The organism is Clostridium sp. TW13 (genome assembly GCF_024345225.1).
Taxonomy (GTDB): Bacteria; Bacillota; Clostridia; order Clostridiales; family Clostridiaceae; genus Inconstantimicrobium; species Inconstantimicrobium mannanitabidum.
The window spans coordinates 1,243,579-1,255,056 of record NZ_BROD01000001.1 but is presented as its reverse complement, the minus strand read 5'-3'; the positions used below and the strand labels follow the sequence as shown (position 1 = coordinate 1,255,056).

12 protein-coding genes are annotated in these 11,478 nt (G+C 30.3%); 2 read left to right on the top strand and 10 right to left on the bottom strand.

Annotated elements, in window-relative coordinates; all coding sequences use genetic code 11:
• Nucleotides 1-74 precede the first annotated feature (74 nt).
• The 9 genes from OCU47_RS05995 to OCU47_RS05955 form a co-directional block, all read right to left on the bottom strand.
• On the bottom strand, nucleotides 75-791 hold the full coding sequence (locus OCU47_RS05995; RefSeq protein ID WP_261827687.1) for a M15 family metallopeptidase: 717 nt from the start codon (nucleotides 789-791) through the stop codon (nucleotides 75-77).
• An 89-nt stretch (nucleotides 792-880) separates the two neighbouring features.
• Nucleotides 881-1,756 carry a radical SAM/SPASM domain-containing protein gene (locus tag OCU47_RS05990; protein ID WP_261827686.1) on the bottom strand — a complete coding sequence of 292 codons (876 nt, stop codon included), beginning with the start codon at nucleotides 1,754-1,756 and terminating at the stop codon, nucleotides 881-883.
• A 119-nt stretch (nucleotides 1,757-1,875) separates the two neighbouring features.
• Nucleotides 1,876-3,315, bottom strand: a complete 1,440-nt coding sequence (locus OCU47_RS05985; RefSeq protein ID WP_261827685.1) for a glycoside hydrolase family 28 protein — start codon at nucleotides 3,313-3,315, stop codon at nucleotides 1,876-1,878.
• A gap of 148 nt (nucleotides 3,316-3,463) precedes the next feature.
• Nucleotides 3,464-3,622: a hypothetical protein gene (locus OCU47_RS05980; RefSeq protein ID WP_261827684.1), complete on the bottom strand. Its 159-nt coding sequence runs from the start codon at nucleotides 3,620-3,622 to the stop codon at nucleotides 3,464-3,466.
• Nucleotides 3,623-3,646: 24 nt separating this feature from the next.
• Nucleotides 3,647-4,480 (bottom strand): SDR family NAD(P)-dependent oxidoreductase, encoded by an 834-nt coding sequence (locus tag OCU47_RS05975; RefSeq protein WP_261827683.1) that lies wholly within the window; start codon nucleotides 4,478-4,480, stop codon nucleotides 3,647-3,649.
• A 239-nt stretch (nucleotides 4,481-4,719) separates the two neighbouring features.
• A complete protein-coding gene (locus OCU47_RS05970) occupies nucleotides 4,720-5,292 on the bottom strand; it encodes a DUF2569 domain-containing protein (protein ID WP_261827682.1) in 573 nt (190 codons plus the stop codon).
• A gap of 200 nt (nucleotides 5,293-5,492) precedes the next feature.
• Nucleotides 5,493-6,290, bottom strand: a complete 798-nt coding sequence (locus OCU47_RS05965; RefSeq protein WP_261827681.1) for a TIGR00266 family protein — start codon at nucleotides 6,288-6,290, stop codon at nucleotides 5,493-5,495.
• 215 nt (nucleotides 6,291-6,505) lie between these two features.
• Nucleotides 6,506-6,847, bottom strand: a complete 342-nt coding sequence (locus OCU47_RS05960) for an SdpI family protein (RefSeq protein WP_261827680.1) — start codon at nucleotides 6,845-6,847, stop codon at nucleotides 6,506-6,508.
• A 150-nt stretch (nucleotides 6,848-6,997) separates the two neighbouring features.
• Entirely contained in the window at nucleotides 6,998-8,377 is a 1,380-nt protein-coding gene (locus OCU47_RS05955; RefSeq protein WP_261827679.1) for an MATE family efflux transporter, read from the bottom strand.
• A 174-nt stretch (nucleotides 8,378-8,551) separates the two neighbouring features.
• Here OCU47_RS05955 and OCU47_RS05950 point away from each other — a divergent pair, with 174 nt between their 5' ends.
• Both OCU47_RS05950 and OCU47_RS05945 read left to right on the top strand, forming a co-directional pair.
• The gene (locus OCU47_RS05950; protein ID WP_261827678.1) at nucleotides 8,552-9,226 is read left to right on the top strand and encodes a TetR/AcrR family transcriptional regulator; all 675 of its coding nucleotides are present in this window, start codon (nucleotides 8,552-8,554) and stop codon (nucleotides 9,224-9,226) included.
• Between the two features lie 287 nt (nucleotides 9,227-9,513).
• Entirely contained in the window at nucleotides 9,514-10,023 is a 510-nt protein-coding gene (locus OCU47_RS05945) for a peptidase M56 (RefSeq protein WP_261827677.1), read from the top strand.
• Nucleotides 10,024-10,217: 194 nt separating this feature from the next.
• Here OCU47_RS05945 and OCU47_RS05940 read toward each other — a convergent pair whose 3' ends face one another.
• Nucleotides 10,218-11,021 (bottom strand): hypothetical protein, encoded by an 804-nt coding sequence (locus OCU47_RS05940; protein ID WP_261827676.1) that lies wholly within the window; start codon nucleotides 11,019-11,021, stop codon nucleotides 10,218-10,220.
• Nucleotides 11,022-11,478 lie beyond the last annotated feature (457 nt).

The following is an 11,478-nucleotide window of genomic DNA, read 5'->3' as shown; positions in this document are numbered from 1 at the left end:
AAGCATGTGAAAATAAATAGCAAGTCCAAATAAACTAGATAATGAACCTATTTACTTTCAGATACTTTATTCTATTATTTTTCCAAGTATTCTTCCAATGTAAGTCCATTATCATGAATATACTTAGCAGCTTTCTTTCCAACATATCTAATATGCCAAGGTTCATATTCTGTTCCTGTTATACTTTTCTTTTCAGCAGGGTATCTTATGATAAAGCCAAATCTATAGCAATTTGCTGCAAGCCATCTTGCTTCTTTTGAGCCTAAAAAATATCCAGCTTTATTAGTAAGGTCGATACATAATCCTGTTTGGTGCTCACTAAGCCCTGGTTTAGCTACATATTCATCGGCAAGCTTTTGACCTTGAGATTTGATTCTATTATTATAAGTTCTCTCTTGAGATTCATAAGATCTGTACCCTGAATTACCAAGTAATATTATTCCTTCTGATCTAGCTGCACCCACCAAAGTTTCTAATGGGTTCACAATAAGTGTTGCCACATGCTTTTCTTCATTTTCTGCTGTCTTTGAAAATGGTATATTAGGAATTTTCAAACCTTTGGGTATGTAATCTTCACTTAAACAATGCTCTCTATTAACTAATAGTAACTCTGGTCTTACACTAACATTAGCTGCTTGTATCCCTGCTTTGTCGTCATCTAAACCAATACTAAATCCATTAATCTTTATATTCCTTGATTTTAGAATTGTACTTCCTATTGCATACCAAAATATACAAATTATAATTACTATTATACTAAATACCTTAATCTTTTTAAATCCTTTCTTCATATCCTCTACTTCCTTTCCAATATCATACTCTTATTGTAAAAGGTAGAGCTTACAGGATTTATAAGAATTTCTTACGAAATCTTAAGTTATTAATTTCCAAACTTTCTTCTATAACCGCATTTTCTGCATAATTCCTCAACTGCCTGCCTGTTTGAGAAGCCTTCAAAAATATTTTGTGCTCTCTCATCTGCTAATATTTCCGAGAAATCTTTATTATTTATATTACCAAGGTTAATTACGCCTTCCCCATCAAGACAGCAAGGCACCACAGTTCCATCTACTAATATGGCAATCTGACTTCTGAGCCCATGGCAAAAACCAATGCCATCATCTTCCTGTTCTTTTAAGTCAGGCCACTGAAATATATGATCTTGATTTAAATACACGTTATTATCAATTTTAACACCACTGCCTGGAGTAACTTTTTCTTCAATTTTATAGGTTAGATTAAACTCTTTTTCAATTAAATCAAGTACTTCATAGTTCCTTTTGTTTTCTAAATTAATTGAATTATCCTGATCTAAATTCCAAAGTCTTAACGAGATTATAAGATTATTCTTCCTGGTCTCTTTTACAAAGGAAAGAATATTATTTATATATTCCCCTTTGCTATTGTATTTACTATTTGCATCAAAGCTATGTAAGGAAAAATTCATTTGTCTAAGGCTAGGCTTGTTGATTATCTTTTCTTTGGCTTTTTCTATAAGGGTTCCATTTGTTGTTATGTTAACTTTAAAACCCTTCTCATTGCTCAAGTCCAAAAACTTATCTATCTCTGGATGAAGAAGTGGTTCCCCCTTTACATGAAGGTATATATAATCTGTATAAGGTTTTATCTGATTTAATATCCTGTCAAACATTTCTATTTTCATGTACTCAGGCTTTCTCTTAGTTTGTGGACAAAAATCACAGGATAGGTTGCATACATTAGTAATCTCTATATATAATTTTTTAAATCTTTTCATTTGTTCTCCTACATTTCTATTTAATTTATATCAAGTATTATAACATAAGCTAATGATACTTTTTAATATCATTAGCTTATTAGAATTAAAATAAACAAATTTCATTAAGTTTTATAACTTTAAGCAAATTTATATCCCATACTGTTTTTAAAAGTGAATGCCTTCCCTTGTGAAGGAACAACTTTGACATTATCTAAATTTACATTGGATGTATTCTCTGCTATAAAACCGTTAATGGACTTTATGTTTATATTCTTTAAATATAGATTGCTGACTGGCATTGATGTAAGTCCCTTAATATCCGCGGCTTCTTTTGCCCCATCGCAAGATATATTTGATATATAAATGTTATGGAAATTAGGAACTTTTACATTTGCTTTATTGGCAGTACTCTTACCTTCATAATTGGTATCAAAAACAATGGCGTCTGTAACTATATCCTTCATATTTACCTTATCAATATATACCTCTTGAACATCTCCACCATCTCCAATATCACTTTTAAATCTTAAACCTGCCTCTGTCCCAGCATAAGTACAGTTGTGTACATAAATATTCTTCATACCACCGTATGTATTGCTTCCAATTACAAATCCACCATGGGCATAATTAACTGTACAATTCTCAATAACCACATTCTCTAAAGTCGGTTCATTTCCCTTTGATTTATTTGATAAATTAGACTTCATACAAATACCATCATCCCCTGTATTAATAGTATCATTATTCATCATTACATTTTTACAAGAAGTTATGTCAATTCCATCTGTATTCTGAGCCCAATTTTGATTATTAACCTCGGCATTTTGAATAATTACATTTTCACTAGAGGTTACATCCACATTAAATTGTGGGGAATTTTTAAAAGTAGGGCCATCTATTAAAACAGTCTTACAATCATTTAATTTTAATAGATTGGGACGTTTTATATCCTTAACGTCTTTACTTGGCCACAGCAAAGTTCCAGTACTATCTATAACTGCACCTTTGTCAACAAAAGAGTTCCATACAATATCTGTAACCTTTACCTTCTTCACTGGTCGCCAATTATCTCCATTCCCATTGAATACACCATTGCCTGTTATGGCTATGTTATTTAAATTTTCTCCTGAAATAAAATTCTCAAATTCGTCTGCAGATGATTTTTTTGTATCTGCCTTTTTATAATCATTAAGATCTTTGCTAAAAATGACTGTAGCATCATCCTGTAAATATAAGTTTACATTGCTTTTCAACTTAATAGGCCCTGTGAGCCAATTCCCAGCTGGAACTACTACTCTTCCTCCACCAGCCTTATTGCATTGTGAAATTGCTTCTGCAAAAGCAGTAGTATTTTCAGTCGTCCCATCTGATTTTGCTCCATAATCTGTTATATTAAAATTCTTATTTTGAAATTTAGTTTTCGCAACAGCTGACATTTTAAAAGGAGTACCATAAGCACATAATCCCTGCTTATTATTTCTATCTGATATATTCATCCTATTAGAGTCACACACCATAAAAAATGTGGTAACTGCAAGTATTGGTATAGTTAACTTTAATATTTTATTGAATTTCATAAATAACTCTCCTCTAATTAGCCCTGGTAAGCATTGGATCTTCTACAGTCTAATTATATTGAAAAGTTGTAACAAAATAATGAAATAAAGGTTAAAATTTAAGAGATATTGGGTATTCCAACATCTCTTTCTCCTTTATAAAGTTATTTTATTTATTATCCAAATATCCCTTAACTATGCAAACAACCTCTTCAAAATCATCTTTGTATTTAAGTATGTGTTCCAATAGTTCTTCATGTGTTGATTCTTTATATCTATGTGAAATTCTATTTCTAATTAATCTTGATTTATCTAAAAAAGCAAACATTTCTTCACTTAAAATACTTCTGATTTATTTATCTAAAAATCTCTTAATCATTATTTTATCTACTGCCCAATTTCCTAGTGTTCTTTTTACTATTTTTAGCAATGTACATCGAATCCCTACAGAATACTGCCTTTTAGGATTTTTTGTAGAAATTATCCTTGATACAATTTTCGCTACCTTTACTGCTTGCTGTGAACTAGTAATTAGCTTTGTAAAGTTTTTCTTAAAAGCTGCAATTTGTTCTTTATATGCTGTTGCACTTTCTGATGTGGCTGCTTTAGAGAGAGTTTGCATTGCTGGTATTATAAATGATGTATCTACAAAATAAGGTTGTATTTTTACCACTTTAATTCCAAACTTCTCTGTTTCCATCCTGAACCCATCAATCATACCTTCCAATGCTTGTTTTGAAGCAGGGTAATAAGGCATTATAGGTGTAGAAACTATACCTGCCAAAGAAGAAGTTACAATAATATGCCCATAACCTTGTTTTCTCATCTGCGGCATAACAGCTTTAATTGTTCTTGCAACTCCAAATAAGTTAACATCGAATTCTGCTTTTGCATCTTCTATATCAACAGTTTCTAAGGCTCCAGTACAACCATATCCCGAGTTTGCAAATACCACATCAATTCTATTTTCAGTTCCAATTATAATCTGTACTGCTTGTTTTAATGTTTTTTCATCTGTTACATCTACATAAAGAACCTTTCCTCCAAGCTTTTGTAGTTCTTGCATTTTATCTACTCTTCTAGCTGTACAATATACAATATGTTTCTCTTCTAATAGTAGTTTTGCAGTTGCATACCCTATTCCAGAGCTTGCTCCTGTGATTAAGATAACCTTTCTATTTTGCATTTTTGGCCTCCTACGTGAAAAATATTCACATATATAGTATATGTAGAACTATTCCATAAGAATGTTGGTGGACAAGTTACAAAAATTCGACATTTTTCTAACAACATTTAGCTGGAACAGTTCTATACATATTTTTATAATTGCATTAGCCCATACTTATATGCAAAATAATTCCATAAACTAAAGAGAAAATAAAAAAACTAAGGGAGCTTTATTGACATAAGCCTCCCTTAGTAATTCTAATTCACAAATGTATTTTTTACACGTTCTGAACGTGTAAAATATGGTATCCAAATTATAGCTGATATCAAAGGTGCAACTAGTGCTTTATTTTCACCCCTTAATGTTGAACCTAAGCTAAAAATTGAACTTAACATCGTATCCTTAAATATTGCCTCAAGCAACATTACCACACAAAAAGCTATCATTACTTTTGGAAATATCTTTTTCTTTCTAAAGAATAGATATAATACAATAAGGTCTAATAAAATTATTATAGCACACTCATAGAAATCAAATGTTATGTAGGCTTTAAAATCAGGAGCATGTCCTATTGTTGAAATCTTTTCTATAAGCTCTAAGCCTGATTGAGTAAAAAGTGCATCATAGAAACTTTTAAGCGAAAAAAGCATTATCAATGGTGCTAAAATTCTTCCTATTGCCACAATAATTAGTATTCCACGAATTTTACCATACTCTTGGTTTTTGTAATTCGTTTCTCCCTCGGAGCAATCTAAAAGATATGTACCACAATGAATACATTCAGTCGCATCATCTGGACTATCCTTTTTACAGTTAATACAATGTTTCATATAAATTCTCCCCCTTTTCCCATCCAATAGTATTTGTTTTATAGTACTATACTAATTTTCCATAACACAAAAATACTAATTATATACAATTTAATAACATTTATATTATCATAAATATTGTAATACGTATACATTATTTATCTTTAATAACAAAACCAGCATCTTATCCTATAAAATAAAATGCCGGCTTATGACTTTATCTAGTTATCACCATCAATTAGATTTCCAAACAACCCAAGCACGCTTCCTTCTTCTTTGCTACGCCCACCTGCATTTGGTGCTGCAGCAAATACACGACCTGCTAATCTACTAAATGGTAAGCTTTGAACCCAAACAGATCCTGGGCCTGTTACTGTGGCGAAGAATACGCCTTCCCCACCAAAGAATGTGTTTTTAATTCCACCTACAAATTGAATATCATAATGTACATCCTTTGTCATTGCAACTAAGCAGCCTGTATCAACTCTTAATATTTCACCTGGTCTCAAATCTCTCTTTACTATGGCACCACAAGCATGGATAAACGCTAATCCATCACCTTCAAGTTTTTCAAGGATGAACCCTTCACCACCGAAGAAACCTACACTTAATTTCTTTCTAAAATCTATTCCTATTGACACTCCCTTAGCCGCACATAGAAAGGCATCTTTTTGGCAAATCAGCTTTCCTTGGTACATTCTTAAATCTATAGGAATTATTTTTCCTGGATATGGCGCTGCAAAAGATATCTTTTCCTTAACAACTCCTGAATTTGTAAAAGCAGTCATGAACAAACTTTCTCCTGTAAGCACTCTTTTCCCTGCTGAAAAAAGCTTATCCATAAATCCGTTAGATTTCTGATTTGATCCATCACCAAATATAGTTTCCATTTGCATGTTAGGGTCCATCATCATCATGGCTCCTGCTTCTGCAACCACAGTTTCTCTTGGGTCAAGTTCAATTTCTACAAATTGCATGTCATCTCCATAAATCTTATAATCAATCTCGTGTGAATACATAAGTTCATCTCCCTTTTTAGGCATCTTCAAAAAATAAATAAGTCCATCTGCTAGTCTATTTGGACTTGTTATTTATTTTCATATGCTTTATCTTAATATTAATAAGTATAATCTATGCTAAATTAAATATACTATATTCTTGTTTATTTTTTATATCCTTTTAACTTTAGTACAACACTTTTCTTCACAAATCACATTTTCAAGTCATTCATCATTTATTTTCTATTTCCTTCTTTATCAAATATTCTTCTAAGGTGTACCTCTGTATAAAATACAAATACAATAATAATTATTGCAGTACTGAGGGCGCATATTTTACTGATGAAATCTTGATTAGATTTGAATAGTTCAGTTAGAATAAACGAAATTGCAGATGCTATAATTGATCCACATATGGCCATTATACCTGCAAATGTATTGGCTTCCTTCCAAGTGTCTTCATTCTTCATAGCAAATGGAGACTTATAGCCAATTCCGTTATTTCTATTTGGTGGAGCTATTATTAAAACTAATCCCATTAAAAAAAATATTATTGAAACTAAATAATATATCTTCATGCACATCCCTACTTTCCTATCATACTTAGAATGATATTATTCGAATATGTGCATATTATAGCATAAATTTCCTATCTATCATCGCTTATAAATCTTAAGATTTGCTTAAGATTTTTAACGCTTCACACTTGATTTTCTAAAGATATTTTTTTATTGTGCTTGAGCTAACCCTAATTCCTCTTGATCAATTTGAATATCAAGGTTTCTGAATTCTTTTAACATCCAAAATACAGTAAGAATTAATGATAATAAATCAGATACTACAAAGGAACCAAACACACCTGTCATTCCAAAGAAAATAGGTAATATTACTGCAAGTGGTACCAATAAAATGCATTGTCTCAATCCTGATAATATGCCTGACTGTTTTGATTTTCCTATAAACTGAAAATATCTAGCGCTTATCATTTGAAACCCTACAAAAGGAATACTCAACCCTATAACACGCATCCCATTTGTTGTCATATTAACAAGAGCAACATCTTGCGCTCCTCCAAATAAAAGAGCTAGTGAATGGCTGAATATCTCCATAAAACCAAACATAACTAATGAAAAAACAGTTGCATATTTTAAGCTTTTTATCAAGGTTTCTTTTACACGCTTATTTTGTTTAGCTCCAAAGTTTACTCCTACAATTGATTGAATTCCTTGGCTAAGACCAATGATTGGCATATATACCATCATCAAAAGTGTGTATATAACGCCATAGGAAGCTTGACCTATACTTCCACCATATTGATTTGACACACGATTAAATACCATAGAAATAATGCTGATAGTTATTTGCATAATGAATGCAGGAACTCCTACTGAAATTATTGTTTTTGCTATAGACTTATCAATCCTCATATATGAACGATGTAACTTTGCTACAGTCTTATTGCTTGTTAAGAATCTAATAGCTATTATATTTGAAACTAGGTAACCAATTGAACATGCCATAGCTGCACCCTTTATTCCTAAATGAAGTCCAAATAAGAAAACTATATCTAACATAGCGTGAATTCCTATGCTGGTTAAAAAGTTATAAGTTGCTTTCTTCGAATATCCCATTCCTCTAATAATATTATTTAACACTTGGTTATTTATAAAAAACATTGTAGCTATAAACATAACTAAGGTATAAGGCATAGCATACTGCATACTTTCGTCAGTTGCTCCATAAAGAGTTAGAATTGGTTTTAAAAATATACATCCAAGTACTGTCAATATAATACTCATAATAATTGACAGCGTGTAGGCATTTCCAATCATCTTCTCTGCTTTTTCTTTATTATTTTTTCCAAGTTCTATTGCTATAGCTGCAGATGCTCCTCCTGCAATAATTTGAGAAAAAGCTTGAAGAAGTAGTTGAATTCCCATTGCTACAGATACTGCGGCCAAAGCCTCTGTACCCACAGCCTTTCCTATAAATATTCTATCCAGTGCTATATTCAACGTACTTACCATAAAGGCAAATATAGCTGGAGCTGAAAGGTTGAAAATTAATTTGCTAATTGATTGTGTTCTTAACTGTTCTGTTCTATCCATAATTTAATACATCTCCTCTTTAAATATGAGCAATCACTCATGTTATGATTGAATTATATTCCTGCTAGAAATCTTTGTCAATATTAATATGAGTAAAAGCTCATATTTATTTGACAATTCTATAAAAACATCTTAAAATATGGATATTACAGTGATAAAAAGGTAGGAAATAAAATGATTAAAGATGAAATAATAGATAACCCTAATAATAAAATTGAAAATAAAAAAAGTAACGATACAGATTCTATAAGAAAACCAAAACAAGCTAGAAGCATTGAAACTAAGAGAAAGATATTAGATACTGCCTTGAAACTTTTCTGCAATAATGGTTTTCATAAAACCACCACTAACGAAATTGCGAGAGAATCAGGTGTACCTATTGGCTCACTTTATTCATACTTTAAAAACAAGGACATGATTTTAATCGAAATACTAGATGACTATCATCAAAGCTTCGCTGATAGAATTAGTAGCTTAAGCAATGAGAAAAACATAGAAATTGCCAAGCAGGACAAAAGAGCATGGATCAGAGGATGTATTGAAATGTTAATAAAACTTCATGAGGAAACAAAAGAATTTAATTTAGAGTTGCAAGCCTTACAACATTCTATTCCTGAAGTTGCAGCCTTACATGAAGAACATGACCTAGAAATACAATCAAGAATAATGCGTGAATTTGAACCTTTTAAAGAAGAAATGAATATTACGGATTTTGAGGCAGCTGCTATTGTTCTAAACGATGTTATGTCTTCTACTGTTGATCGTATAGTTTTTACTAAGCTTAATATTGAACGTGAAAGAATCATTGACTGTACAGTAGAAGTTGTTTACAAATATTTATTTAACTAAAATGTTTATGATTAATTTATATAATAAGTTTGCATACTAAACTTACTATATAAATTTATAATTATATAAATTCTAAAGTAATAGTTCACATTACTAAAAAGTGCATTAAGCAATAATGAGGTTTATTTATTGAAATATCTATTAAATTTATTTAAACAAACTTTAAAACTTCAAAAATTTAGATATAAAAAATGTATTTCAAAGATATTCTAATATATGGTACAATATTAATTATTCAGACAATTCCATATATTGTGACTTATTTCTTGTAAATGGAGGTTAGTGTGTTGAAAAAGTTAATATTATTATTTGCCACAGTTATGCTTTTTATTTGCTTTGCTGGTTGTTCAAAAAAAGCAATGCCAACAAGCGTACAGGCAGCTAGTCTAAAAAATTATGAAAACCAAATATATGATATTTCATTAAAATATGATCCTACATGGAAATTCGACCCTAGGTATAATGAACGTTATGAAGGAGACAACGGTTTTTTCCAAGTTGGAGCTACTGATGGAAAAAACTTAAGTATAGATCAGGTTGCTAAAAATGATGCTAGCCATGACCTATATCCCTTCGGAAGGTACCCTAAAATAACAAAGTTAACCATACAAGGTCAAGATGCTAGACTTATTATGCCATCACAAGATCAATCATCTTCCTTCTCAAAACAAGCTGAATTAGTAGTAAAGTATCCAAAACCAGTAAATATCAATGGTAACTTTTATTCTTATTTAGTTATCTGGGCTGATATAAATCATATTAATGAAATTGCCGGCACAATACAATTTTTGCCTTAACTACTCTATACAAGAAGGTATTTACATTAGTACTATATTAATAAAATTATCTTCTTGCATAATAACTATAAAAAACTGCTTGGTTTCTTGTCACCAAGCAGTTTTTTATATAATGTTTGTTTTAATCTTACTGTTTATTCCGTTTATGGCACTCGTTTGTCTTACTAACACAATCTTTTTTATATCTAATTAAATTATCGTTGCTTAATCAACACAAAAAACAAACTTAGCATAAATGTTACAACTGATAGAATAACTGCTATTAGCAGGATTCCTGTTATAAAAATATTATACTTCATTACATCAATTGCAGTAATAAATTGGGCTATATCAAAAACATTTAAAACTAACAATATCAAAAACATTATTCCAAGTCCTTTTGAAGCTCCTTTTATGTCTGCGTGGCTTAAGGATATATGTGAAGCTATGCAGATTGATAAAAATAAGAATAAATAAAACCATGGATTTTTAAAATTTTGTGCTGAAAAAATAGTCTTTATCAATTCACCATAAGATGTTAAAATTCCTTTCACTATTGTTTTATTAAAAGACTTAACCTGCAAATTTTTAATTAAAATATGTAAATACTGATTATATGCTCCTGGTATTATAAAATACATAAGTGCAATAATTGAAAGTCCTCCTCCAAAAATTGGAGCTATTCCTATGAAAAAATTTCCCACTTGATGATATAAATTATTTTTATTAAAAGAGTGATTTACATAACCCATTACTCCATTACTATCTGGCTTTTGAAGAAGCTTTATTTCCTTTATCTTATGTCCAAATACTATGGCTAAAAGAGCATGACTAAGTTCATGTATTGGTACTCCAATAAAACCTGTTATCATCATTGCCTTGCTTCCAAAACTTCTTTGAAAATTTTTTAATGAATTATTTCTTAATATACCAAGCAAAAAGCCTATTAATATAATTACTCCTGTTAAACAAATTGTCTCTATTATTGCATTTCCTAATAATTGTAGAATTTCTATCATTCTCATCACCTTTCCCAATAAATTTTTACTGCATAAGTAGTAATTAAGGTTTTTGGCTAAATTTATTTCTCATTTTAATCATTAATCATAATTAAGTATTTAAATAATGAGAATTATTATTAAGCTAACCCTATATATTATATTATAAAAACGCTTAACAACAAACTAGTTTTTATTTAGCGCCTTTATATATTCCTTATTTTTCCTAAGTTATCAATCTGCTACGTTCGACTTATTTTTTGTTATCAATTTCATTTTTTTAACAGTTAAATAATGTGAAATTGATAATTAAAATCCTTCTAATTTAATTTCTTATATTTTTTCAATGTTTTTGAACATGTTTATTGTATATTGTTACAATTTATTATAAAATGTTGTAAATATGTAATGATCAACTGCTATTACATTATTAGCCATGTCTATTTCCTTGCATCGGGCTAATATAATTTGTAATAGC

What these genes read in the sequence shown, in the direction of transcription:
- OCU47_RS05995 (WP_261827687.1), bottom strand. Translation starts at nt 791, where the DNA reads ATGAAGAAAGGATTTAAAAAGATTAAGGTATTTAGTATAATAGTAATT.
- OCU47_RS05990 (WP_261827686.1), bottom strand. Translation starts at nt 1,756, where the DNA reads ATGAAAAGATTTAAAAAATTATATATAGAGATTACTAATGTATGCAAC.
- OCU47_RS05985 (WP_261827685.1), bottom strand. Translation starts at nt 3,315, where the DNA reads ATGAAATTCAATAAAATATTAAAGTTAACTATACCAATACTTGCAGTT.
- OCU47_RS05980 (WP_261827684.1), bottom strand. Translation starts at nt 3,622, where the DNA reads ATGTTTGCTTTTTTAGATAAATCAAGATTAATTAGAAATAGAATTTCA.
- OCU47_RS05975 (WP_261827683.1), bottom strand. Translation starts at nt 4,480, where the DNA reads ATGCAAAATAGAAAGGTTATCTTAATCACAGGAGCAAGCTCTGGAATA.
- OCU47_RS05970 (WP_261827682.1), bottom strand. Translation starts at nt 5,292, where the DNA reads ATGAAACATTGTATTAACTGTAAAAAGGATAGTCCAGATGATGCGACT.
- OCU47_RS05965 (WP_261827681.1), bottom strand. Translation starts at nt 6,290, where the DNA reads ATGTATTCACACGAGATTGATTATAAGATTTATGGAGATGACATGCAA.
- OCU47_RS05960 (WP_261827680.1), bottom strand. Translation starts at nt 6,847, where the DNA reads ATGAAGATATATTATTTAGTTTCAATAATATTTTTTTTAATGGGATTA.
- OCU47_RS05955 (WP_261827679.1), bottom strand. Translation starts at nt 8,377, where the DNA reads ATGGATAGAACAGAACAGTTAAGAACACAATCAATTAGCAAATTAATT.
- OCU47_RS05950 (WP_261827678.1), top strand. Translation starts at nt 8,552, where the DNA reads ATGATTAAAGATGAAATAATAGATAACCCTAATAATAAAATTGAAAAT.
- OCU47_RS05940 (WP_261827676.1), bottom strand. Translation starts at nt 11,021, where the DNA reads ATGATAGAAATTCTACAATTATTAGGAAATGCAATAATAGAGACAATT.